At 44.8% G+C, this 24755-nt stretch carries 20 protein-coding genes; 2 read left to right on the forward strand and 18 right to left on the reverse strand.

The features are described 5' to 3' along the window. Positions 1-4 precede the first annotated feature (4 nt). A complete protein-coding gene (locus AC4OGX_RS08320) occupies positions 5-1594 on the reverse strand; it encodes an acyl CoA:acetate/3-ketoacid CoA transferase (RefSeq protein ID WP_493329742.1) in 1590 nt (529 codons plus the stop codon). 109 nt (positions 1595-1703) lie between these two features. Here AC4OGX_RS08320 and AC4OGX_RS08325 point away from each other — a divergent pair, with 109 nt between their 5' ends. Beyond that, positions 1704-2882 (forward strand): thiolase family protein, encoded by a 1179-nt coding sequence (locus AC4OGX_RS08325; RefSeq protein ID WP_493329744.1) that lies wholly within the window; start codon positions 1704-1706, stop codon positions 2880-2882. 264 nt (positions 2883-3146) lie between these two features. Here the strand turns inward: AC4OGX_RS08325 and AC4OGX_RS08330 are convergent, their stop codons facing one another. The 14 genes from AC4OGX_RS08330 to AC4OGX_RS08395 all read right to left on the reverse strand — a co-directional run bounded on the left by AC4OGX_RS08330 (position 3147) and on the right by AC4OGX_RS08395 (position 18977). Beyond that, positions 3147-5051 carry an FtsX-like permease family protein gene (locus AC4OGX_RS08330; protein ID WP_493329745.1) on the reverse strand — a complete coding sequence of 635 codons (1905 nt, stop codon included), beginning with the start codon at positions 5049-5051 and terminating at the stop codon, positions 3147-3149. Then, on the reverse strand, positions 5048-5803 hold the full coding sequence (locus AC4OGX_RS08335; protein ID WP_493329747.1) for an ABC transporter ATP-binding protein: 756 nt from the start codon (positions 5801-5803) through the stop codon (positions 5048-5050). The genes AC4OGX_RS08330 and AC4OGX_RS08335 overlap by 4 nt, the downstream gene beginning before the upstream one ends. An 85-nt stretch (positions 5804-5888) precedes the next feature. Further along, on the reverse strand, positions 5889-6893 hold the full coding sequence (locus AC4OGX_RS08340) for a sensor histidine kinase (protein WP_493329749.1): 1005 nt from the start codon (positions 6891-6893) through the stop codon (positions 5889-5891). Beyond that, positions 6890-7555 carry a response regulator transcription factor gene (locus AC4OGX_RS08345; protein WP_493329750.1) on the reverse strand — a complete coding sequence of 222 codons (666 nt, stop codon included), beginning with the start codon at positions 7553-7555 and terminating at the stop codon, positions 6890-6892. The genes AC4OGX_RS08340 and AC4OGX_RS08345 overlap by 4 nt, the downstream gene beginning before the upstream one ends. Positions 7556-7759: 204 nt before the next feature. After that, entirely contained in the window at positions 7760-8542 is a 783-nt protein-coding gene (locus AC4OGX_RS08350; RefSeq protein ID WP_493329751.1) for a DeoR/GlpR family DNA-binding transcription regulator, read from the reverse strand. Between the two features lie 152 nt (positions 8543-8694). Continuing rightward, complete coding sequence (locus AC4OGX_RS08355; RefSeq protein ID WP_493329753.1) at positions 8695-9351, reverse strand: class II aldolase/adducin family protein; 657 nt, start codon at positions 9349-9351, stop codon at positions 8695-8697. An 11-nt stretch (positions 9352-9362) separates the two neighbouring features. Further along, positions 9363-10895 (reverse strand): FGGY-family carbohydrate kinase, encoded by a 1533-nt coding sequence (locus tag AC4OGX_RS08360; protein WP_493329755.1) that lies wholly within the window; start codon positions 10893-10895, stop codon positions 9363-9365. Continuing rightward, positions 10895-11893 (reverse strand): ABC transporter permease, encoded by a 999-nt coding sequence (locus tag AC4OGX_RS08365; RefSeq protein ID WP_493329757.1) that lies wholly within the window; start codon positions 11891-11893, stop codon positions 10895-10897. The genes AC4OGX_RS08360 and AC4OGX_RS08365 overlap by 1 nt, the downstream gene beginning before the upstream one ends. Beyond that, the gene (locus AC4OGX_RS08370; RefSeq protein ID WP_493329758.1) at positions 11886-13394 is read right to left on the reverse strand and encodes a sugar ABC transporter ATP-binding protein; all 1509 of its coding nucleotides are present in this window, start codon (positions 13392-13394) and stop codon (positions 11886-11888) included. Before AC4OGX_RS08370 ends, AC4OGX_RS08365 begins: the two co-directional genes overlap by 8 nt. Positions 13395-13474: 80 nt before the next feature. Then, complete coding sequence (locus AC4OGX_RS08375; protein WP_493329759.1) at positions 13475-14491, reverse strand: substrate-binding domain-containing protein; 1017 nt, start codon at positions 14489-14491, stop codon at positions 13475-13477. A 453-nt stretch (positions 14492-14944) separates the two neighbouring features. Further along, entirely contained in the window at positions 14945-15856 is a 912-nt protein-coding gene (locus AC4OGX_RS08380) for a tocopherol cyclase family protein (protein ID WP_493329760.1), read from the reverse strand. Then, positions 15857-17317 carry an FAD-dependent oxidoreductase gene (locus tag AC4OGX_RS08385; RefSeq protein WP_493329762.1) on the reverse strand — a complete coding sequence of 487 codons (1461 nt, stop codon included), beginning with the start codon at positions 17315-17317 and terminating at the stop codon, positions 15857-15859. 67 nt (positions 17318-17384) lie between these two features. Further along, complete coding sequence (locus tag AC4OGX_RS08390; protein ID WP_493329763.1) at positions 17385-18290, reverse strand: DMT family transporter; 906 nt, start codon at positions 18288-18290, stop codon at positions 17385-17387. Positions 18291-18377: 87 nt separating this feature from the next. Next, positions 18378-18977, reverse strand: coding sequence for a PucR family transcriptional regulator (locus tag AC4OGX_RS08395; protein ID WP_493329764.1), 600 nt, complete (start codon positions 18975-18977; stop codon positions 18378-18380). A gap of 382 nt (positions 18978-19359) precedes the next feature. Between AC4OGX_RS08395 and AC4OGX_RS08400 the strand changes: the two genes are divergently transcribed. Beyond that, entirely contained in the window at positions 19360-19968 is a 609-nt protein-coding gene (locus AC4OGX_RS08400; RefSeq protein ID WP_493329765.1) for an HAD family hydrolase, read from the forward strand. Positions 19969-20174: 206 nt separating this feature from the next. Here AC4OGX_RS08400 and AC4OGX_RS08405 read toward each other — a convergent pair whose 3' ends face one another. The 3 genes from AC4OGX_RS08405 to pflB form a co-directional block, all read right to left on the reverse strand. Beyond that, positions 20175-21383, reverse strand: a complete 1209-nt coding sequence (locus AC4OGX_RS08405; protein ID WP_493329766.1) for a COG1361 family protein — start codon at positions 21381-21383, stop codon at positions 20175-20177. Positions 21384-21536: 153 nt separating this feature from the next. Beyond that, on the reverse strand, positions 21537-22286 hold the full coding sequence (gene pflA / locus AC4OGX_RS08410; protein ID WP_493329767.1) for a pyruvate formate-lyase-activating protein: 750 nt from the start codon (positions 22284-22286) through the stop codon (positions 21537-21539). 83 nt (positions 22287-22369) lie between these two features. Continuing rightward, positions 22370-24622: a formate C-acetyltransferase gene (gene pflB / locus AC4OGX_RS08415; RefSeq protein WP_493329769.1), complete on the reverse strand. Its 2253-nt coding sequence runs from the start codon at positions 24620-24622 to the stop codon at positions 22370-22372. Between the last annotated feature and the right edge of the window lie 133 nt (positions 24623-24755).

The following is a 24755-nucleotide window of genomic DNA, read 5'->3' on the forward strand; positions in this document are numbered from 1 at the left end:
ATTTCTATTTTCTGCCAGCTACAATTTCCTTAAGCCCAAATTTGCCTTCTCTATAAATACAGGTTGGGATTTCTTTTAAATCTTTACTGATTTTAGGGGTAAACTCCATCTTATCAAGAATATCCTTCTTTAGATCGATCCCACGGGCAACTTCTATAATCTCAGGACCATCGATTCCGATCTTAAATACACACCGTTCCGTCACATAGTATACATTCTGTCCACGTTTATTTGCCAGTTCACCATTGAATGATACCTGGAGTACATCTTTTACTACTTTGCAGATTTTTCCTTCCTGAACGATCTCCACCCCTTTCTCTTCATCGAATTTCACTTTCAGTCCTTTTCCCATGAAAGTAGAGCAGAAAACAACATTCTTTGCAGCACTGGTAATGTCCACGAAACCGCCTGATCCTGGTGCTATGTTCCCCATTTTTGTCGCATTGATATTTCCGTGGGAATCCAGTTCGCCGCATCCCATGAATGTATAATCAACGCCTGCTCCTTCATAAAAATCAAACTGATCATCCACAGGAATCAATGCCTCTGCATTCTGGGAGATTCCGAAATCCATCCCGCCTGCCGGAACACCGCCGTAGATTCCGGATTCTACCGTTACCATTATATCATTCATCATCTCTTCTTCTGCCAGGATCGGACCAACCGAATCATTCGGGATTCCGGTTCCTACATTAATGACTGTATCCGGCATAAGCTGCATCATTGCCCTTCGTCCGATTACTTTACGCTCATTAAGTGGGATAATGTCTAATTCTGCTGCCGGAGCTTTACGCTGTCCTGAATAAGTATCGTCCTGATACCATCCGGAAGACTGCCGGTGATTCTCAAATGGGTTCTCTGATACCACAACATAATCAACAAAAACTCCTGGAATCGTAACTTCCTTCGGTGGAATAGAACCGCTGGCGATCTTTTGTCTTACCTGAACGATCACCTTACCGCCGAATTTCTTTGTTGCAAGAACTGCCGGCAGTAATTCCTGAACACATCCTTCATCTATCGTAGATATGTTTCCCAGCTCATCCGCATATGTGCCCCGTATAATCAGATGATCAAATTTCGTCGCTTTATATCTGAGGTATTCTTCCCCGTCTATCTCAAGCAATTCAACCATATCTTCCCCCAGCGACTTGGTCCTGTCATTCATCTTGCCGCCTTCATATCTTGGATCCACAAAAGTTCCTAAGCCAACCTTCGTGATCATCCCCGGCTCTCTTCTTGAGACAGTGCTATGTAAATGTGCAAGTACACCAAGCGGCATACAGAAAGCTTCCACTTTGTTATTGGTAATGATGTCCATCATATTTGGTGCAAGGCCCCAGTGAGAACCTACTACCCTTTTCAGCATTCCCTCATGTCCAAGGCGGTTCATGCCTCCTACTTTGTCAGAAATCCCTGCTGCATGTACAAATGTTAAATCTCTTGGACCCCCCTCCTCCAGATAGGAACGCTCCATTTCTTTTAAAATCTCTTCTGGTGATCCGCTTAGTGTCATTCCAACCATCCCAAAAGTGTCCCCGTTTTTAATCGTACGCACTGCTTCTTTGGCAGTCACAAATTCAGGTCGTCTCATATTGTTTTCCTCCTTAATAAATTTCTTGTTGCTTTTATATTATCTATGATATATAATCGATAATATAATATATTTTATATTTTGTCAATCATATTTAGGAGGTATTCTTATGAAAGATGTTGTAATTGTAAGCGGTGTCAGACTGCCTGTTGGATCCTTTGGAGGAAGTTTAAAGAATCTTTCTGCAATTGATATGGGTGCCATGGTAGTCAAAGAGGCGGTAAAACGTGCCGGTATCACTCCTGCTTCTGTCGATGAAGTCATTATCGGCCAGGTAGGCGAAGTTGCTGAGAACGGATTTGTGGCAAGGGCAGTCAGCCTCAAAGCAGGTTTGCCCAAAGAGACAACTGCCTATTCTGTAAACAGACAGTGTGGCTCTTCTCTTCAGTCCATTGCGGAAGCTGTCATGGAGATTCAGACCGGACAGGCAGATGTGGTTGTCGCAGGGGGCACAGAAAGCATTTCACAGCTCCCGTACTATATAAAGGACGCCCGGTGGGGAGCACGGATGGGACATAAAACATTTGAAGACGGGGTCATTGACATTCTCACCTGGCCGCTGAACGGCAGCCATAATGGTGTGACAGCAGAAAATGTAGCACAAAAGTATCACGTATCCCGTGAAGAACAGGATCGGTTTGCACTTGAGAGTCATCAAAAAGCATGTGCTGCCATCAATGCAGGCAAGTTTAAAGACGAAATCCTTCCTGTAGAATTAAGGGACCGAAAAGGAAATGTTACAATCTTCGATACGGATGAGGGGCCGAGACCGGATCAGACGCTTGAAAAACTGGCCCGGTTAACCCCCTGCTTCGTAAAAGATGGCACTGTTACTGCCGGTAACTCCTCCAGCTTAAATGATGGTGCAGCTGCTGTTGTAATCATGTCCGCAGAGAAAGCCCTCGAACTGAATGTGACACCGAAACTAAAAGTGGAAGGATATGCTGTTGCCGGGTTTGATGCTGAGCTTATGGGATATTCTCCGAAATTTTCAAGTGAAAAGCTTGCTGAAAAACTTGGTCTTAACTTAAAAGAGATCGATATGTTTGAGATAAACGAGGCATTCGCGAGCCAGGCTTATGCAGTCAGCAGAGATCTTGGACTGGACAGTAAGAAGGTCAATATCTATGGAGGCGGAATCTCCATCGGACATCCGATCGGCGCCACGGGATGTATCCTGACAGTCAAAGTACTGTATGAATTAATGCGCTCTGAAAAACAGAACGCTATGATCAGCATGTGCATCGGCGGCGGTCAGGGAATTTCTATGTACTTTACGAAATGTTAAAAGGGCAATAGGAATATCAACAGGGGGATCTCTTTCATCCCCCTGCCTTTCTTACTCTCTTACAATCTTCTCAATCCAGTCAGGTAATTCCCCTTCATAATCCGCTTCACAACATAAAAACAGTGCTGCCCAACTCTTCTATCAAGAATTTTGTAGCACATATTGTCTGAACTAGGAAACTATTTTCTTTACTTAGAAACTTTCGCTGTCTCTGTTTTGAGAATATTCTGAATTCGGACCGCAAAGGGGTCTGACCCCTTTGAATTACAGCACTCTCCGCCTGAATATTTTTACCGATATCAGATACACGGCCGTGAATACTACAAGCACCGAGACCGCACTATAGATATTAACTTTAAACAGATCCTCCTTCATGACATTCCCCAGTGCCTTGATTGCAAACCATGAGGTCACCGCCATCAAAATAAAGGGGCAGTAATAGGTAAACCGGATCTCCTGTTTGATGGATCTCCCCAGCACGTCTTTGCCCACGCCAAGCTTCATTAAGATCCGGTAACGTTCTTTATCTTCATAGGAATCATTCCCCAGCTTGATAAATATAATACTGCTGCCAGCGAGTATCAGGGTCACGAACATAAAGATACATAAGGAATACATCACGCGGATCCAGGATTCTGTCTTGCTCTCTGAACCTGAGAAGTTGACTCCTGCCTGATACTGTCCATCCTGATTCTGCTGTGTCAGTGACTCAAGGTATGGCTTGGACGCGTCCAGGTTAGACGGATCTTTCAGTTTATAATTATACATATAGATCTTCATTCCCAGCGGTTCCAGCTTTTTATAAACCTCATCGTTTACCACATAGATACTCATCGCTTCCTGCAGTCCTCCCAGATATGGCGTATCAACTTCATCCAGGATTTTTAAATGCTCCTGGTTGATCTGTGCCTCCCTCTGCCCGTCATTTCCAACAAAGCTCATTAATATGACATGAGACAGTTCAATCGCCTCATCTTTCCCAAGCTTCTGATAATCAAGCGGAAGGCCTGACTGCTCTGCCGTACGCTTTAACTGCGAAAAGGGAATGACTGCATAATTATTGTTTACATATTTTGTATGAAAATAACCCGGGTCCAGCATCAGATAGGAAACCTCTGCACTGTATTCCACCTCATTTTCCTTTTCGATCCCCGCTTCGATCTCCTTTAGATCCATTTCCTTCTGTGCAACGACCTGAACGGTAAAGGTATCTTTAAAATGAACGATCTTATCATAGCGCTGCTTCATTGCTATGGAAATTCCCAGCACCGTAACTGCACAGATCATCAGAATCGTTACCATTGCATAGGTCCGGTAATTGCGCTGGATCCGGTAGGACAGATTATTGACCCACAGCGTGCGTTCCTTTTGGTAGAGGAAACTTTTTCGCTCTGTCAGTTTCCTGACAAAGTAGGGGATCGCCCCGCCGTATAACAGATATGTTCCCAGAATAACCAGCACGACTGCCAAAAATGCATACCATAGCGTATCGATCTCTCCTGTTTTCAGTGCACATACAAATCCAGCTGTCAGGACAGCGATTCCAAGGATTACTTTTATCAGAGTCAGCCAGGATCTCTCCTGCTTCATCTCCTTTTGTTTCGCTCCTGAAAGCATGTTCAACACACTGCTTCTAAGGATTGAAATATATCCTTTTAAAATCATCAGTCCGAAAAACGCAAAAAATATAATCATCGTGATCAAAGCCGGTTTCAGTGAAAAGGAAAATCGTATATCCACCTTAATATCGGAAAGCTTCATTAACAGCATCTGGAACAATTTTGAAAAAACCGTACCAGTCACCAGTCCGGCAGCCACGGAGAACAGGCCGATGAACATAGCCTCAAGCACATACATTTTTCCAATCCTTACATTGTCCAGCCCCATAAACGTATATATCCCTATCTCTTTTTTTCTCTGGTTCAAAAATACATTTGTGGCATACCAGATGAAGAAGAATAAAAATACGCAGAAGACCACGGAAGCCGCATGAACTACCATATCAATATAATCTTTATTCATACTCTGCAGCACATCCATTGAATCCGAGTACAGGATGTTTTGAAAATTGAAAAAGATAAATACGGAAAACGACAGTGAAATGATCAATGCTCCGAATTCATGTACACTCCTCTTAAAATTAGAGAAAGCAAGCTTTATCAGTGTCATTCTCTCTCACCTCCCATTGAGGCAAGAAGATCCATGATCTCTTCGTAAAATTCCTTGCGGCTTCCCTTGTTATATACCCTGCACTGAACCTGACCGTCTGCCAGCATATAGACCTGTTTTGCATAGCTTGCAGTGTATGCATCATGCGTCACCATCAAAATTGTAGCCCTGCCGGATTCATTTGCCGACTGTAAACTCATCAGCAGGTCACGGCTCGATTTGGAATCCAATGCACCTGTCGGCTCATCTGCAAAAATGATCTCCGGATTGGTAATGAGCGCCCTTGCACTGGCCCCTCTCTGCTTCTGTCCGCCGGAGAGCTGATACGGATATTTGGAAAGATGATCTTTCAGGCCGAAAAGCTCCGCCATCGTTTCCACACGTTTCTTCACCTCACTGCTTTTGACACCGTTTAAAGAGAGTGGCAGCGCGATGTTATCCTCCAGACTCATGTTATCCAAAAGGTTGTATTCCTGGAATATGAATCCGATCTTATCCCTGCGGATAATGGAAAGACGCTTGTTGTCCACCTTTGTCACATCCTCCCCGTCCAGAAAAATCTGGCCCCTCGTGGGTTTGTCCAGAGTGGAAAGCATATTCAGCAGTGTGGACTTTCCTGCCCCGCTGGGTCCCATGATGGCGATAAAATCATGCTCCTGGATATCCAGATTGATCCCCTTTAACACCTGCACTTCATATTCTTTTTTTCCATAACTTTTTACAAGATTTCTGATCTCAACTATTTTTTTCATATTATGAAGCCTCCTTTATTTACTAAAATTGTAACAAAAAGTCTGTCAGAAATCCTTTCATCCAAATAACAGTCCGCTTTTATTTCTAACAATTCTGCAAGGTTACATAAGCAGCATTATCCAGGAAATACAGATCAAACCGTGTCCATTCCCCTGGTTTTGAGCAGACCCGGATCTTGATCCCAAGCCTTTTTGCCGTTTCTTTTACAAAATAAAGCCCCATGCCAGTAGAACGATAATCTCCGTTGCGGAGATTGCTCCCGATATATCCCCTTTCAAAAAGAAAAGGAAGTTCCCCGGGCTCGATACCGATTCCATGATCCTCTATGCTCAGTAATGTTTCTCCCGCTGCGATCCTTTTCGCCTTGAACAGAAGCACGGGCTCTTGATCCCTGTATTTGACTGCATTTCCGATCAGCTGGTCCAGGATATAGACCAGCCATTTCTTATCACTGTAAACAAAGAGGTCCACGCCCTCCTTTTCTATTTGAAAATGCTCCTGTATCAAGAAATAAGACTGATTGCGCAGTGCTTTATTGACACAGGCCTCCAGACTGACCTTCTCCAGCTTGATGTCATTCTCCATGTTCTTGAGCTTATTTCCCATCATCATCGTATTCAAAAGCTGCTGCATTCTCTCCAGACAGTCCTGCATCTCTTTCTTAAGCTCCCAGTCCTGATTTCTTTCATTCATCAGAGCCAGCGCTGACAGCGGGAGCTTGATCTCATGGGACCACTTTGTGATATAATCCGCCATAATATCCGTCTTTTCTTCAAGGGAATGCTTTTCCAGCTCATACTCCTGCTCGATCTTTCCTAAGACATCCGCTGCCTGTTTTCCTAAAATGTGCTCCACCTGTCTCCTTTCTGACCTGACATCCACGTCTAAAAGTGAGGGGATTCTTTTCCACTTCCGATAATCACCTGCTGCCAGCAAAATCAATATCGTTAGTATCATCGCATCTAGATAGACTAAATCCGGAAAATAAATACTGCTGGCACACAGGACCACCAGATAAAGATTTACAGAAGCAAACAGCACACATACTGCCAGAATCGGCATTCTACGTTCTTTACAATACTGTCTCATTCGATATAATACCCCATTCCCTTTTTTGTAACGATCACATCCTGACCATCCGTAATCTCATTCAGCTTAGAGCGGAGTCTGGAGATCAGTACTGTCAGCGAAGCATCCGTCACAAATTCATCCGTATTCCAAAGCTGCTGCATTAGCTTCTCCCGGCTTACGATACCTCCCCGTTTTGACAGCAGCATCGACATGATCTTACTCTCCGATCTCGTCAGTTCCACCGATTTTCCATCGCACACAAATATTCCGTTCTCATAGTACATTCCGTCGTTCAGATACTCTCTGTCATTCGCCTTATATTCATAAGCACGGCGGAGCATTGCACGGATCTTCAACAAAAGCAGCTCCGGATCAAACGGTTTTTCCACATAATCATCCCCGCCTGACGCCATTGCCATCACTTTATCCGCATTCTGTTCACGGCTCGACAAAAACAGGACCGGTACGTTCGAAATTTTCCTGATCTGTTCGCACCAGTAAAACCCGTCAAAATACGGCAGGTTGATATCCATCAGCACAAAATCCGGCTGACAAAAGACAAATTCTTCCCGTATCTCTTGAAAACACTTCGCACAGAAGGCCTCAAATCCCCAGCGCCTGCATAACAAGGCCAGCTCATTTGCCAGCGTCAGATCATCCTCTATTATCAAAATCCGCATTCATCATCACCTCTGTATCATATAATCTCCGATGTTTTTATTGTACCATACCTTTCGAAAAAACAATGTTACATTGCAAAATTGTAAGAAAGGAAAGTTAAACCAGCCCTCTATACGCAAAAAAAGATTTGACTCCAAACAAAGGATATCAAATCTTTTCATTGCCAGAGGATTTTTATCCATCCTCTGCTTCTATTCCCATTATTAATAGAGAACTTTTACCTTATTTTCCGAAAAGCATTCCAGATATTCCGTTTCCAGCTTTCCGTCAGTGATCACTATATCCGGCATGGAAAGCTCTCCAATACTAATAAATGTAGGCTTCCCAAACTTAGACGTATCTGCGACGATGATCAATTCCTGTGTAATATTCTTGATCCGGTCATATACTCTTAACTCTGCGTCATTGCTCACTGTGAATCCACCTTTGAAGTCTATGCCGCTGACCCCCATAAATGCCTTGGATATAAAAATATTTTCCAGAGAGCGCAGAAGCATATCTCCGGCCAAAAACATATGCTGATGAATCAGGCTTCCGCCAGTAACCACCACTTTGGATTTTGGGTTCTGTGCCAGTACAGCAGCTACACACAGATTATTGGTCAGAACATTCAGATTATCTTTTGCTACTAATTCCTTCGCCACAAAGTAGCAGGTGCTTCCCTGCCCAATGAAAATCCATTCGCCTTCCTGTACCAATTCCGCTGCCAGCTTTCCGATATGTTCCTTATGTTCATCATACTTAAGGTATTCACCAAACAGCATCTCCTGAATTTGGTTCTGGTCCTTGTCTGACTCTTCTTTCTTTGGAACTAACGATGCGCCCCCATGGGTTCTGTATAACACACCTTTGTTCTCCAACTGCTCCAAATCTATGCGGATGGTAACCTCCGATACTCCTAAAGCCTTGCTTAAAGCTTTTACTGATATCCTCTTTTCATCCTGAAGCATTTCTGTTATCTTTATCTGTCTCTCTGCTTTTATCATGAAACGTGCCCTGCTATTCCATTTCTATTTTTATTATTATTCGTGTCTGTTCAGAATCGTGTACAGATACGGCGTAAGCATATCCGTTTAGTCTGCGTTTATTATAGCACAGACTCCCAATAATGGGAAGTCTCGCCATTATTTTGCACCTTTTACGTGTTCTCCTTACCATACTGATACAAATACCGGTTTCGTTCGGAACTGATATATGGTTCCGGAATTGGACAGAATTTATCCGGACATGACACGGACAGATAAATCTGACATACTTTTTCTATAATCTCAGTCGTAAGTATGGCTTCTTCTATGTCCCGCCCACAGGACACCGGACCATGGTTTTTCAGTAGTACGCCACTTTTATTACCAATTGCCGCTGCCGCTGCCGCTCCAAGTCTTGCATGTTCCTTTGCGGGGACATAGGCCTGTGTAACCGGAATACTTCCGCCAAGAAGCTGTGACATCTCCTCCACCAGACAGGGGACCGCCTCAATTTCCATGGCAGATACCGCCATCGCATATGGCGTATGCGCATGTACGATGGCATAGACGTCCTCACGCTGCTGATATATCTGTCTGTGGACCTCCTTTTCCGAACTGGGAGGATGTATCCCCTCTGTTATTTTTCCGTTGATATCTATGACTGTCAGATCTTCCGGTTTCATGGTATTATAACAAATTCTGCTTGGAGTTATGATGATGGCATCTCCACAGCGAATGCTGACATTGCCCCATGTGCCCGGAAAATATCCTGCCTTCTGCATTCTGAGACAGGTTTCAATAATTTTATTCCGCTCTTCTTCATATGTCATTCAATCATAACCTACCTTTCTTTGATCAACTCTGCCCTGGTCTTCCAGGTCGGCATCAACCTCTGGCAAGTCTGCCGATATAATTCATAATATTTTTGATATTTTTTATGGTTCTTCTCATTTGGAATGTAGCTCTTGTCCGGTTTTACCGTCTTTTCCACAGCTTCCTCATAGCCTTGATAGATTTCCTGGATCACCATATTGTGTATGACAACTCCCTTTGCTCCCAGTTCGTCCCCTTCTACAGTGATGATTCTTGTTCCCAGAATATCAGCAAACATCTGACACCATACGGCACTGTTTGCACCGCCTCCGCAGACTGTCACCTGTGCGATATCCTGCGGCATATGCCTGTAGCAGTCCAGCATGGCAAATGCGACCCCCTCATAGGTAGCTCTCACGATATCTGCAAGAGTATGACGGACGCTGATTCCCGTGTAGGATGCTCTTGCCTTTGCATCTGTGAAGGGTGCCCGCTCTCCGCCTGCCAGCAGATACGGGTGGTACATTAAACCTCTTGCACCAATGGGAACCTCACGGATTAATTCTTCCATGTAACTGTAGACATCTTGATTCCGGGCTGCTGCATCTTCCTTTACTTGTCTGCCCAGAGTGCTGAGCATCCATTCCAGATTCGGAGTACCAGCCAGAGATGCCATAAGGCGCAGCCAGCGGCCTCCCCCGGCATGTGTCACAGTCATCCCAGCCCTAATGTCGTCTTTTAAGGGTTCACGAATAACCATTTCATGAAGTGCAGCAGTGCCGATGATGGAGCAGCAGTGCCCCTCCTCGATCACCCCGCTTCCCAGCGCACAGGCGACCACATCCATTGGTCCCGAGGTGACCAGTACATCTGCGGGAATCAAGAGTTCTTCCGCCAGTCTTTTTTGTACGGGAAATGCATTTTCTTTTCCGCTCCTGATCGGAGGATACTTCTCCATATACTTTTCGATCCCGCAGAGCCTGAAGGCCTCAGGCAGATACTCCCCTGTCTTCTGATCAATGCAGATCAGGGACTGGTCCGTAGCATCTGTTGTTACCTCCCCGGTAAACTGATAAAAAAGGAAATCCTTTAAGTGCAGAAAATATTTACTCTTTTCGACGCTTTCCGGCTCATATTTTTCCATCCAGCGGACAATCCCGTTCTGATTTCCGGTAAAAATCCGAGTCCCCGTCAGATCGAACAACCGATCGCAGGTCCCGTCAGAACACCACTGATCTACAAATTCCGCAGCCCTTCCATCGCAGAAGCAGCAGCCGTTTCGCACAGGCTTTATCTTATCATCTACCATCCAAAGCCCATCTCCCTGAGCAGTTATACCGATACCTGCCACCTTTTTCTCAGGAAAGCGAATCGCAACCTCACGGACACATTCCTTACATTTATCCCAGATTTCCTCCATGTCTTCTTCGTACTGATCCTCTTCAGGAAAAATTCCATGAAGCACTCTTGCTGCTTTTCCAATCTCATTTCCTTCTGAATCAAATAATACAGCTTTGATACTTGTAGTTCCCGAGTCAATACCGATGAAATATTGTTCCATTATGCCTCCCCCTTCCCGGCTTGCTGAAAATGTTCTGCATTCCCTTTATGGAATTTTTTCTTGCTGCGTATAATCGTAACCAAAGATGGTAATGCAATTGCAGCTACGATAACGATACCGTTTACCGCCTCCTGCCAATATACATTTACACCAAATAATACAATCACATTCGAAATCACACTGATGATTGCTGCCCCCAGCAACGCCCCAAGCGGACTTCCCACACCGCCTGTAAGAAGTATCCCTCCGATGACGCAGGCAGCAATAGAATTCATAGGCCAATTATTGCCGATTGCGGCCTGGGCGGAACCAAGGCGTGCCACATATAAGATTCCGGCAAGGGCTGATATAAACCCTACGATTCCGAATAGCATGATGCGGATAAACTCCACCCTGATCCCCATAATCCGGCTTGCCTCCCGGCTGTTCCCGATTGCATATATATAACGCCCTGTCTTAGTTTTCTTCACAAGAAACAGGATAATTGCCAAGATCAGCAGTGCGAATATAAAGGGTGTGGGAATTCCTGCCACATTGCCTTTCCCCAGAAAACTGATGGCCGGAGATATATCTGTAATTGCTTTCCCCTTTGTTAATACCAATGTGATACCGCCATAAAGAGACTGCATCCCGATTGTTGCGACCATGGAGTTCAAACGCAGCTTTGCTACTAACAGCCCATTCACGACCCCAAGCATCGTCCCTGCTAAAAGTCCGATCAAAAACGCTAGAAAAGGATTACACTTAAGTACAGACATCAATATCCCGCTGAGAACTCCTGATAAAGTAGCGATTTTCCCTACAGAGAGATCCAGCTCACCAATCAGTAGCAGAAGGGACTGTGCGACTGCAATCATACCGATGAAAGCCAAGTCCCTCATAACCGACTGTAGATTGAACAAGGTTAAAAAATGCGGCGAAAAAGCCGTAGCTATCACCATAAGTAATACCAGCACACCTGTGGTTAACGTAATATTGTTTTTCAATAGTTTATTCATTCACTTCTTCCCCCTCTGTCTTAGAATTCAAGCCCAAAATGGAACTCAATACAGCTTCTTTGTTTGTACCGCCCCCGAATTCTCCGGTCACCCGGCCCTGATGCATACAGATGATACGGTTGGCACATTTTTTGATTTCATCCAATTCACTGGATATCAGGACAATACCTATGCTCTGCTGCTGAGCCAGCTTTTTCATCAGACGGTATATCTCCGTTTTCGTACCAATATCGATTCCTTTTGTCGGCTCATCAAAAATTAAAATTCTGGGGTCAGCACTCATGGAGCGTCCGATGATTGCCTTTTGCTGATTGCCTCCGCTTAAAAACTTTATTTCCTTTTCTATATCAGGTGTTTTAATATCATAATCTTCTACCACCTTATCCGCCAGCTTCTGTTCCTTCTTTTTTGATAGGCCGAGTTTTCCTCTAAGCTCCTTAAGAGCACTGACAGAAATGTTTTCCCTGACGCTTAAGTCCGCCAGTATCCCCTGTGCTCTGCGCTCCTCGGGAATATATAAGAGTCCTTTCCTTACGGAATAGCTGGTGTCTCCCAGTTTCCAGGGACTTCCATAATATGTAACACTTCCTTCATAAACAGGCAGATATCCCAAAAGTCCCTGCATTACTTCACTGCGCCCGGCTCCTACTAAACCGGCGAATCCTAATATTTCTCCTTTTTTGAGACAAAAGCTTACGTTGTGGAACATATCACCTGTCAGGTTTTTCACATCCAGAATCACTTCATCCCCCACTTTATCCGGTGAATACGATTCTACTTCATCCATGGACTTTCCTGTCATCTGCTTTACAACCCAGGGAATATCCACTTGATTCAAGGGTGCATGTGAAACTTTTTTCCCGTTGCAGAAAACAGTAATCACATCTCCGATCTCAAATATTTCATCCAGTTTATGTGAGATGAAGATAATTGCCTTATTCTGCTTTCTAAGTGTATGGATAATATCAAAAAGTTTGTCCGTGTCCTTCGTGGTCAGACTTGTGGTAGGTTCATCCAGCATCAGAACATCACAGCCTTCCAATGCGGTAGCCCGGGCTATCTGCAAAAGCTGCTGCTTGGAAACAGGAATATCCCTGACCAGAGCCTCCGGCGATACTCCAATGTCCAATTGTTCAAGAAGCGGGCGTGCTCTTTCTTCCACCTTTGACTTATGTACAAGACCATGCGTTCCAGACCTTTCATATGGAATAAACAGATTTTCCGCTACACTCATGTCCATGAACAAATCAATTTCCTGCGGCACATACGCAATTTTCTGAAATAATTTTCTGTTTTTCGATGCCGATTCTCCTCCTATGAACACCTCCCCTTCCTCCGGTGTATACACGCCTGTCAAACACTTAATCAGTGTACTTTTCCCTGCCCCGTTCTCCCCCATGATACAATGGACTTCTCCCTGGCGAAAAACAACATCCACAGAATCTAACGCTTTTACACCTGGAAAAACCTTTGTAATATGCTTCGCTTCTAATATATCCATATGTTCACCTTCCCTGCTCTGAATGTGTCTTATGATTCGGGCGGCACAACCATCGTCATGCCGCCCTATAGTAATACACCTTATTTCTGAGTTCCATCTCCAACAATATCGATCCACTCGTCCACGTTCTCTTTGTCGATATATAGGATTCCGGTATCTACAAATTCCGGGATGTCCTGTCCCATCGTCATCTGCCACAGCATTAGTATAGCCATGGAGCCCTGCATCTGAGGCATTGTAGAATAAGAACAGACCATGGTGCCGTTTTTAATATACTGTAATATCTGCGCCAGATTTTCTGCACCTACAAATGTAATGTCACCTTTCTTGCCGGCTTCCTCAATTGCTGCTGAAATTCCGATAGGCGCTGCCCCATCTACACACAAATATCCGTCCAGATCCGGGTTTGCTGCGATAACCGCTGCTGCCTGCTGCTGAGCCGTCTGCACATCATCGCTGGACGCGCCTCCGTCTATAATTTCGATACCAGGATATTTCTTCAATACTTCCATATGTCCTTCATATCTTTCGATGTGGGTCGGTGCAGTAGTAACACCATGCATTACTGCCACTTTGCCTTTTTCTCCAAGCAATTCTACTAATTTCTCTGCTTCCATCATTGCCTGCTGCTTAAAATTATTACCAACAGAAGATAACCCGGAGTCTTCAACTACTGCATCAAATAACATAACCGGAATCCCCATAGACTGAATCTCTTCAATTACTGTCTTACTGCCCTCATAATCGATAGGGTCAATTGCAATACCATCCGGTTTGGTAGCCGCAGCCTGCTCCAAAATCGTATTTTGTTCAGTGACATCAGCAGTAGATGGAGCCCGGTAATCCGCGTTTACCTTCACTCCCAGCTGCTCACTCAAAACCTCTGCCTGAGATACGGCACCTTGATTAACTGCATCGAACCATTCGTGTACACATTTCGGAATAATAACAAAGTTCAATTCTTTTTTTGAAGGATCTTTCGCCTGGGCCTCACTCTGCTTCGCAGGCTTGTCAGATCCTGTGTCTTCTGTGGAACAGGCCGAAAGTCCGATTACCATTGCTGCTGTTAACAAAATAGCCGTTAATTTCTTTTTCATAAGAAATCCTCCTTTTTTCTTTTGAATTGAAAGTTTTTACTTTCATTTCCTCTTTGTTTCCATAAGAATATCATATATATTTTCGTTTGTCAAGCTTATTGATTTCGAATATTTTTATTTCAAAATATATTATCTTTCATTTCGAAACTTTTAAATCCACGGCACAGACCATAATAGAAAAAGTGCGTAAGTCCAGACACTGGGGACTTACACACTTTATTTGATATGTTTATTCTTCGAATTCCTTTTGTGACTAAAGTATAATATAAGGATCCAACCCTTCTGGTAAGTCTGGATTACATCCCTTTACAATTGCTTTTTCATAAGCCAATATCTGAATAATTCCAATAAAAACAATTCCTATTTACTCCATAAATCTTATGGAAACTTTTTCCATACTAAATTTCCAACGAGCGGGCGCAAAAGAAAAGGGCCGGCAAACGCCCCTGGCCCTCATTTTCCCAGTTCCTCCTCATAGGATCCCCGGTCTGACACAACATCAAACACATTCACTCTACCCATCCAAAACTGATACCGCACCAAACACGACGGGCTCTCCTTGATCATCCGCTGCATCCTCCCGCTCTGCGGTGCATGCAGAGCGAAGCTGTGATCGCTTAATCTTGTCACCTTGACCGTCATGATTCCCTGCGTGATCGTCACAGTCCCCGGGCCATATTCCTTGATCCGGGCCCCGTAATAAGTCCCCAGTCTGAATTCCCTGCCTCTGTAGTGAATCGCGCAGATACATCCCGGAAGATGGAATCCAAACACCGGAACATCCGCCGCTGACACCATGATACTGTTTTTCTCCTCCATTCCAAAGCCACACTGGCTCCAGATATAGGACGACGGGAAGGAGCTTCCCCAATCTGTCTCGATATACCCTCGCCCTCCGGTAAACGAAATTATTTCTTCCCTTGTATTACTTCCGCAGAACCTAAGACTCCCTGTCAGATCATGAGCCATGCTGATGATCCCATGGCGGCACTGCAAAAAGGGGACCCACCGGAAGAACCCCATAATATCTCCTTTGATCCTTTGGAATTTTCCATACCGTATCCGCCCCTCTACGGAAATTTCCTTACTTTCAATCTTGATCCTGATCCCTTTTTCCGAGAAAACATTTTCCCCGATCCGAACACAGAACTTTTGTCTGTTGATCTTGCAGAGTTCTGCCGGATACGTGAAATACCACGCTCCATCCTCCGTCACGACCTGGATGGAGGCAGACCAGCCGCCCTTCTTATCTGCATGAAGAGCCGGTATAAATGCGATAGTCCTCCCCTGGTTCTGATGCTTGAGATACCAGCCCTCGAAATACGGATACTTTTTCCCTATTCCATGAAAATATTGCTGCTGCATCTACTCCCCCTCCATTCTGTGACACGCGATGTCTTCCTGCGCCGGTTCATCCAGGTGACGCCCCTGGTAATCGAATCTGGAACCATGGCATGGGCAGTCCCAGCTTTTCTCATGTGGGTTCCATTCCAGCTGGCATCCCAGATGAGGGCAGTGTGCAGATACTGCATATATTTTCCCTTCCTCGGATCTGTACACACCGTATTTATGTCCTTCATGCTCTACAACAGCGCCCTCTCCCGCATGCACCTGCTCCAGTTTTTCCTTTGGAATCCATGCTGCCCGTTTTAAAAGGCCGGCAGCTGCATGTCCTGTATCCTTAATAAAGTTTACAGCAGAGGCCTGGACATTATATCTCAGGGGTGAAAAAACTTCTGCATAGGGATTTTTTCTTTTACAGATCAAATCTGTTAAGATCATGGCAGACACCATGGAGCTGGTCATCCCCCATTTTCCAAATCCAGTCGCCACATACCAGTTTGGGCGGGAATGGCTGAACTGTCCGATATATGGGATATGATCCAGCGTCATGCAGTCCTGTGCCGACCACATGGCAGTCTGCACACATTCCGGCCAGTAAGTCTCTGCCATGTGCGTCAGATATTCGTACGGATTTCCGGTCGGCGCTTTTCCGGTACGGTGGCCGCCTCCCCCGATCAACAACTCCTCACCAAAGCTCCGGTATGACAGGGTATCCGGATCGATCCCATAATACATTCCTTTCATCATTTTGGCGTTCTTTACAGATACAACATAGCTCCGTTCCTGATGCATCCTCATAAAATAATAACCGGGGATATTTTGAAATGGGTAGTGGCAGGCAAACACGATATGCTTTGCACGCACCTTCCCTTGATCCGTGATCACGATATCGTCTTTTACCTCTTTTACTTTTGTATTTTCATAGATTTCTAAGCCTGCTGCAATCATGTATAAAAATTTTAGGGGATGGAATCTGCCCTGATCTTCAAATTTCAGCGCCAGCTTCACAGGACAGGGAAGTTCCGTCTTCTCTGTCATCTCTGCCGGGATCCCCAATCTTTTTACCGCCTCATATTCTGTCCGTATCTTCCTGGTATCACTGGCGGTATACAAATAAGCCGGACAAGTTTCCCACTGGCAGTCGATCCGGTATTTATCCACCAGGATTTTATACCTGTTGATAGCCTCCTGATTGGCTGCGGCATATTGTCCGGCCTGTTCTTTTCCAACACTCTCGATCAGATCCTGATAGATCAACCCATGCTGAGAAGTCACTTTTGCTGTTGTATTTTTTGTCTGTCCGCTTCCGATCCTGTCCGCTTCCAGGATCACGCAGTTTATCCCTGAGTGTTCCAGGAAATGCGCAGTCAGCACGCCCGCCAGGCCTCCGCCTATAATCACGGTATCTGTTGTCAGATCTCCACTTAGCGCGCCGCGCCTTTGTGTAGATGCACTGATACTCCAAATCGATTTTTTCACCATTTATGTTCACCTCATAAATAGGATTAACCAAGCCGGAAATCTTATACATCTGCCTGAAAATAATATTCTATGCCATGATACTATTTAAAACCATCCCTGCCACTATGATGCCGATCCCGATGAGTGCCATCCCGTCCGGCATGCTGTCTTTCAGAATAAGCACGCCCATGATCACGGTAAATATGACCTCTCCCGATTGGGTAGCTTCTATCACTGCCAGCTTTTTCGGATCATGGCGCATGAGGTCTGTGGCTGCAAAAAACAGGACCGTAGCTACGACACCGGCCAGTAAAGCGATCAGAAAGGACTGGAAGCATTGGGAAGCAGTCGGAAGGCCTGCCTGGCTGTAAGACCACACAGCGCAGATACCCCAAAATGGCATAGAGCATAATGTCATCCCGAATACACGCTGCACCGTAGTTAATCCTTCTCCTTCCGTCACCTGCATCATCTTCCGGTTTCCCAGAGGATAGGAAAATGCAGCAATCCCCATGGTGATAAGGAGCATCGGCCAGTCAGCCTGCACTCCCATTCGGATCTTAGATGCCTGCATAACGAGAATCCCTGCTACGATCACGCAGGAACAAAGTAAATTTTTAACTGGGACCTTCTTTCCGAACAGCGGTGTCAAAAGGACTCCCGCTACGATCGTAAACTGCCATACAGCTGCGGTAAACCAGCTTTCTCCATATATCGCAGCGGCTGAAAGCGGTGCGTAGAATAGTCCAAATCCCACAGTACTCCAGATAAACCATTTGACAGGCTTTTTCGAGATACTCTGAAATACCTTTGTAAAGCCGTTTCCCTTTATGAGCAGAACAGCCATCAACGGCAGCGTAAAGAAATACCTCAAAACCGCTGTCCATAGATAATAACCACCTTCCAAATTCATGCTTCTTATCAAAATAAAGTTAAATGCAAAAAAGAAGGCTCCGATAATTCCAAGTAGTATAGCTTTTGCAAAATTTTTCATTTCATTAATCTTCCTTTATAACAGTTTAGGGGTCTGACCCTTTTGCTTTTCGTATTCAGAATATTCTGAATATGGTGAACAAAAGGGTCAGACCCCTTTGCGATAATCCGACAGCATCAGTCCCACCTGGAGGGAAAAGCAGTCGTTTGGATTTTCAAAGTCAATGTTCAGGATTTCTTCGCACTTCTTAATCCTGTACTTGATTGTATTCCTGTGGAGAAACATCATCTCAGCGGTCTTACTCACGCTGCACCGGCAGTCCAGATAGGTGCGCAGTGTCTTCTTGAGCTCCTCAGTCATCTCATCCCCGGGATATGCCAGCTCCTTTAATGTATAGAGGCACAGCTCCTGAATCTGGTTGCCGGACACGGATTTGAGAAGCTCCATGATGTTCTTGGGACGATAATAGGAAATGTATTCTTCCACTTCTTCGTCCGCCCCGCCCTGGAACACCTCCAGTGCCTCCATGTAGGAGCGGCTGATTTCTTCAGGACGTTCGGTACTGTTGCCGAATGAGAATCGGAGCCTGATCCCAAATCCCCGGTCAATCCTCTGGTATATCTCATTCAGCACGTTTTCGATATCCTTTAATTCCTCCTGCATGATCATGACATACCGCCAGCTGTCCGTCTCAGGAAGGAACATCACCTTATTCCCGTACTTTTTGCGGAGTTTTTCTTCCATCATACAGATTCGGGAAAATAAAGTCAATAACTAACTTCTATACGGCGCAGGGGGAAATCTGTACCCAGGCACCGCCGAAACAGCCATATGCACTCTACGCAGATGCAAGACAGACCGACTTTTCCCAATATCCGCCTGTATTTCTGGCACACAGCCTGAGGGATACAATGCAAAGGGGTCAGACCCTTTTGCAACCCGTTTTCAGAATATTCTGAATATAGATAATAAAAGGAACTAATCTCTTTACTTCCTCTTTTCTTTTGTTTGATTTTCATGTACTATTATGGGGTACACATAATTATATATGCACGCTGATACATCACTGGATCGTCTTACCTGGTAGATGTTACGTGGAAGTATACCTTAAAAGAGATGGAGGTACCTTATGATAAAAACTATAATCCTTGATATTGGAAATGTGTTGGCAGAATACAACTGGAAAGCGTATCTGGACACATTTTCTTACCCGGAAGAAACCAAAAAGATTCTGGGCGATACTTTGTTCTTAAGCCCGCAGTGGAATGAGTTCGACCGCGGCGCACTTTCCTATGAAGAACTAGTGGAGCTTTTTATCAGAAAAGCACCGGATTACGAACAGGAGATCCGGGATGTATTGAAAGGTGTGGGCGGATGCATCCATCAGTTTGAATATGCGATTCCCTGGATCACTACTCTCAAAAAAGCGGGTTATCATGTCTATGTTCTTTCGAATTATGGGGAATACATGTATGAACACACACTGGAAGCATTAAGCTTTTTAGAATATATGGACGGCGGAATCCTGTCATACCGTGAGAAAATGATCAAGCCGGAACCGATCATCTATCAGACTCTGCTTGAGCGTTATAATATCAAACCAGATGAGGCCGTATTTTTAGATGATAGTCTGCCTAATGTTGAAGCTGCCAAAGCATTGGGAATACATGCAGTGCATTTTACCTCCTATGAGAAGGCTTTAAGAGAGTTAAAGAACCTAGGAGTCATTACAGAATAAAATCATAGACAAATATCACCTGCAATTTCACATTATAATCTGCAAAAAGGGACGGTAATCTAGCACCGTCCCTTTTATGGTTATTTAAACCTTCACTTTTTCATTTCCAATAGACTTATTCTTCATTTGTATTAATACATGACCTTAGTCCTCTACCAAACTGACTTTTGTCGTGTACTTAAGATATTTATTTCGTGGATGCTGTACTAGCAACGATCCCCAAGCTCTATTCTCTTCATCGCCGCAATCACGGCTCCCCCTGCACATACCATCAGCATCACCCAGCCTGCTGCCCCGGCTTCATCCCCTGTCTGCGGAGACTTTGCAGATAACTTAACCGGCTGCACCTTGGCAGGCCTTATGACTGGCTTCACTTCTGGTATTGGCTTTGTATCCGGGATTGTCCCCGGAGTCGGAGTTTGGCCTGGCGTTGGCTTAGTCTCTGGCGCCGGAATTGGATTCTGTGCATCTAGGATCTTACTGTTCAAAATGACCATACCCTGAGCAACGCTGGCGCCTGTCAAATCCGGTGATTCAAATGCCCCTGCTCTCAGATATAGATTTGTATACTCCTGTGCATATTCTTTTGGAATCCTACATTCAAATGTAAGCTCTTTTGCATCTCCAATTCCTAATTCTGCCAAATATGCACTCCCGTCATCCAGGACCGTAAAATCGCCTTTGGATACGATCGTTCCTGATTTCAAGAAATCTGCCTCTTCCATCTCTTCCGGGTCTTTGCCTGAATAAGCAGCATCCACCTGTATATTCTGCAGTATCATATTTCCAGAGTTCGTTACCTTCAAAGTTATCTGAAAAGCTTCTTCCTTTGTAATGCCTTTGCTAAGATCGATAGAAGGAACAGCGTCTATTGTAATTGAAGGCTCTGGTGTTTCCACTTCCTCTGCAGCAACGCTGAAAACTGACTGGGCAGTGTTAGAAACGATCGGTTTATCTTCACCAGAATCAATGCTTAAAAATGCAGTTACAACCACCTGTTTTCCTGCCATATCTTCCGCTACTTTTACATAGGCAATTGCATCACTTATACTTTCCCCTGGACCAAAGCTCTTTACAAAAGCAGAGGAGATTCCTTTCATATTACCATTCGCTTTGTCCCCTAAGGCTTCTGGATTTCCTTCCTCCGGGATCACGACTTCCCCCGCCGGCTCCTCATCCATGCTTTTCGCAGTTACCACAAGTCTGCTGCCTGCCAGGTCAGCATTTGTCGTATTGTCCATACTGATATGGAAATACACAACATCTCCGACTTTCACCTGATCTAAGTCCGTTCCATCGATAGCAGCCATACTGATCAGCGCCGCCTCCTCCGGTAATGCTGCCAAAGCCTGCGTTCCAAACATCATACTAAATATCAAAACCAAAGCTGCTATTACTCTACATTTCCTTTTCATATGCCCTCCCAAAACAAAAACGTTAAAATGCTCTTAGCTTATATTTTAATATTTCCATCTGTCAGATACAAGCATTGCTTCACACATTTTTCACGATTTGTTCATCTTTACCAGGCAAGCCTATTCTATCAGTCCGCTCTAACTAAGAAGGCGCTATTCTTTGTTCACATGCAGCAATCTCTCTGCATTCTCCACCCGCTCCTTTGTTGGCGGTTCCACCCCCTCCAGCGGATATTCCATGCCGAGTTCCTTCCATTTAAAAGTTCCCAGCGTGTGATAAGGCAGTACTTCCACCTTTTCCACATTGTTTAGCGTCTGGATAAACGAATCCAGCTTCACCAGAAATTCATCATCGTCACTTCTTCCCGGCACCAGGACATGTCTGATCCAGGCCGGTTTCTGAATCTCGGACAGACATTCCGCCAGATCCAGGATGTTTCTATTCGTACATCCTGTCAAGACCTGATGCTGCTCATCATCAATATGTTTGATATCCAGCATAACCAGATCTGTATACTTCATTAATTCCTGAAACTTTCCGAAAAACGGCTCTTCTTTTGTAAATGGATTCCCGCTGGTATCCAGTGTAGTGTGGATTCCCTCTGCTTTTGCTTTTCTAAACAGTTCTGTCAAAAAATCGATCTGCAGAAGGGGCTCTCCCCCACTTACTGTAATACCGCCCTTACTTCCCCAGTAAGCGCGGTATTTTTTCGCTTGTTTCAGCAGCTCGTCCGCCGTGTAGGGCGTACCGGTCTGCATATTCCATGTGTCCGGATTATGACAGAACTGGCAGCGCATGGCACAGCCGCTCAAAAAGATCACATACCGGACACCGGGTCCATCTACAGAGCCAAAGCTTTCCAGGGAATGGATATATCCCTTAAGTTCTTTCTGCTCTGCCATATTTACACCTCGTTATGAAACATTCTCTTTGTTATTGGTTTTTGTTAACTTTATCGTTTCCTATATACACTAGATACTTTCTATTACATACTTTCGTGGCATGTTCTGGAAATAACATCCATCTGCTGCTCACGTGTCAGGTCGATGAACTTTACAGCGTATCCGGATACACGGATCGTAAAGTTTGCATACTCCTCTTTCTCCGGATGCTCCATAGCATCGATCAGCTTCTCCTTACCGAACACATTGACATTCAGGTGATGCGCTCCCTGCTCAAAATATCCGTCAAGAACGTGTGTCAGGTTGTCGATCCTTTCCTGATCATTATGTCCGAGTGCTCCCGGATTGATGGTCTGTGTATTAGAAATTCCATCCAGTGCCTCTTCATATGGAAGCTTTGCAACAGAGTTTAAGGATGCCAAAAGACCATTCTGCTCTGCTCCGTAAGATGGGTTGGCACCTGGTGCAAGCGGCTCTCCTGCCTTTCTTCCGTCCGGAAGTGATCCCGTAGCCTTACCGTATACAACATTGGATGTAATCGTAAGGATAGAGGTGGTAGGCTCTGAATTTCTGTAAGTGTGGCATTTTTTCAGTTTGCCCATGAAAGTCTTTAACAGCCAGATTGCGATCTCATCTGCACGGTCATCATCGTTTCCGTATCTTGGGAAATCACCCTCTGTCTCATAATCTACAGCGATACCTGTCTCATCGCGGATCACTTTTACCTTTGCATACTTGATCGCACTTAAGGAGTCTACTACATGTGAGAATCCAGCGATTCCTGTTGCAAATGTACGTCTTACATCTGTATCGATCAGAGCCATCTCTGCTGCTTCATAGTAATATTTATCATGCATATAGTGGATCATGTTCAAGGTATCTACATATAACTTGGACAGCCAGTCCATCATCTTGTCATATTTATCCATAACCTCATCGTAATCAAGATACTCGGAGGTAACCGGCTTGTAAGCTGGCGCAACCTGCTGTCTTGTCTTCACATCCACACCACCGTTGATCGCGTACAGAAGACATTTTGCAAGGTTTGCGCGTGCTCCAAAGAACTGGATCTCCTTACCTGTCTGTGTTGCAGATACGCAGCAGCAGATAGAATAATCATCTCCCCATACCGGACGCATCACATCGTCATTCTCATACTGGATGGAGCTTGTTGTAATAGAAATATGAGATGCGTACTTTTTAAATGTCTCCGGCAGACGTGAGGAGTATAATACGGTCAGGTTCGGCTCCGGTGACGGTCCCATATTCTCCAGTGTGTGCAGGAAACGGTAGTCATTCTTTGTTACCATAGAACGTCCGTCCTGTCCAAGACCTGCCACTTCCAGAGTCGCCCATACCGGATCACCGGAGAACAGCTCATTATAGGAAGGAACTCGTGCAAACTTTACCATTCTGAACTTCATAACCATGTGGTCGATCAGTTCCTGAGCCTCATCCTCTGTCAGGATCCCTTTTTCCATGTCTCTCTGGATATAGATGTCAAGGAATGTGGAAATTCTTCCGACACTCATTGCTGCACCGTTCTGTGTCTTGATCGCTGCGAGATATCCGAAATACAGCCACTGTACAGCTTCTCTTGCATCCTTTGCCGGCTTGGAAATGTCATATCCGTAAACAGCTGCCATTTCCTTCATCTCTCTGAGAGCTTTCAGCTGATCAGCAACTTCCTCTCTGAGACGGAAATCTGTTCCCTTCATTCCGTGTCTTTCTGTCTCATCAAAATCCACCATCTTCTTCTCGATGAGGTGGTCGATTCCGTACAGTGCAACACGACGGTAATCACCGACGATACGCCCTCTTCCGTATGTGTCCGGAAGTCCTGTGATAATCTTATTGTGGCGGGCTCTCTTCATTTCTGGTGTGTAGATATCAAAAACGCCCTGATTGTGTGTCTTATGATACTTTGTAAAAATCTCATGCAGCTTTTCACTTGGCTGATATCCATAAGTTGTGCATGCCTGCTCCGCCATATTGATACCACCATATGGCATGAACGCTCTTTTTAACGGTTTATCAGTCTGAAGACCTACAACCTTCTCTAAATCCTTCATCTCTTCATCAATATATCCAGGGCCATAAGCTGTCAGACCGGAGACAACCTCTGTCTCCATATCCAGGACTCCGCCCTTCGCACGCTCTTCCTTCTGAAGCTCTTTTAATTTTCCCCAAAGCTTGTTGGTAGCCTCTGTCGGATCTGCCAGGAAACTTTCATCCCCGTCATAAGGTGTGTAGTTGTGCTGAATAAAATCACGTACATTAATGTCGTCTTTCCAAAGTCTTCCCTGGAAACCTTCCCACTGCTCGTACTGTGCCATATTATAAAATCCTCCTTTAGTAAATCGGGTTATCTTTTTTCCTCGCATAGTATAGCATTACGTGAAAAAAAAGACAAGCTTTTAAATGATAATATCTCTCATTTACGCGCTTGTATCTAATTTTATACAATAT

It is taken from the genome of Faecalicatena sp. (assembly GCF_058819085.1).

Bases quoted from the DNA above. Each gene is read 5' to 3' on its own strand.
- AC4OGX_RS08320 (WP_493329742.1), bottom strand. From the start codon at position 1,594: ATGAGACGACCTGAATTTGTGACTGCCAAAGAAGCAGTGCGTACGATT.
- AC4OGX_RS08325 (WP_493329744.1), top strand. From the start codon at position 1,704: ATGAAAGATGTTGTAATTGTAAGCGGTGTCAGACTGCCTGTTGGATCC.
- AC4OGX_RS08330 (WP_493329745.1), bottom strand. From the start codon at position 5,051: ATGACACTGATAAAGCTTGCTTTCTCTAATTTTAAGAGGAGTGTACAT.
- AC4OGX_RS08335 (WP_493329747.1), bottom strand. From the start codon at position 5,803: ATGAAAAAAATAGTTGAGATCAGAAATCTTGTAAAAAGTTATGGAAAA.
- AC4OGX_RS08340 (WP_493329749.1), bottom strand. From the start codon at position 6,893: ATGAGACAGTATTGTAAAGAACGTAGAATGCCGATTCTGGCAGTATGT.
- AC4OGX_RS08345 (WP_493329750.1), bottom strand. From the start codon at position 7,555: ATGCGGATTTTGATAATAGAGGATGATCTGACGCTGGCAAATGAGCTG.
- AC4OGX_RS08350 (WP_493329751.1), bottom strand. From the start codon at position 8,542: ATGATAAAAGCAGAGAGACAGATAAAGATAACAGAAATGCTTCAGGAT.
- AC4OGX_RS08355 (WP_493329753.1), bottom strand. From the start codon at position 9,351: ATGACATATGAAGAAGAGCGGAATAAAATTATTGAAACCTGTCTCAGA.
- AC4OGX_RS08360 (WP_493329755.1), bottom strand. From the start codon at position 10,895: ATGGAACAATATTTCATCGGTATTGACTCGGGAACTACAAGTATCAAA.
- AC4OGX_RS08365 (WP_493329757.1), bottom strand. From the start codon at position 11,893: ATGAATAAACTATTGAAAAACAATATTACGTTAACCACAGGTGTGCTG.
- AC4OGX_RS08370 (WP_493329758.1), bottom strand. From the start codon at position 13,394: ATGGATATATTAGAAGCGAAGCATATTACAAAGGTTTTTCCAGGTGTA.
- AC4OGX_RS08375 (WP_493329759.1), bottom strand. From the start codon at position 14,491: ATGAAAAAGAAATTAACGGCTATTTTGTTAACAGCAGCAATGGTAATC.
- AC4OGX_RS08380 (WP_493329760.1), bottom strand. From the start codon at position 15,856: ATGCAGCAGCAATATTTTCATGGAATAGGGAAAAAGTATCCGTATTTC.
- AC4OGX_RS08385 (WP_493329762.1), bottom strand. From the start codon at position 17,317: ATGGTGAAAAAATCGATTTGGAGTATCAGTGCATCTACACAAAGGCGC.
- AC4OGX_RS08390 (WP_493329763.1), bottom strand. From the start codon at position 18,290: ATGAAAAATTTTGCAAAAGCTATACTACTTGGAATTATCGGAGCCTTC.
- AC4OGX_RS08395 (WP_493329764.1), bottom strand. From the start codon at position 18,977: ATGATGGAAGAAAAACTCCGCAAAAAGTACGGGAATAAGGTGATGTTC.
- AC4OGX_RS08400 (WP_493329765.1), top strand. From the start codon at position 19,360: ATGATAAAAACTATAATCCTTGATATTGGAAATGTGTTGGCAGAATAC.
- AC4OGX_RS08405 (WP_493329766.1), bottom strand. From the start codon at position 21,383: ATGAAAAGGAAATGTAGAGTAATAGCAGCTTTGGTTTTGATATTTAGT.
- pflA (WP_493329767.1), bottom strand. From the start codon at position 22,286: ATGGCAGAGCAGAAAGAACTTAAGGGATATATCCATTCCCTGGAAAGC.
- pflB (WP_493329769.1), bottom strand. From the start codon at position 24,622: ATGGCACAGTACGAGCAGTGGGAAGGTTTCCAGGGAAGACTTTGGAAA.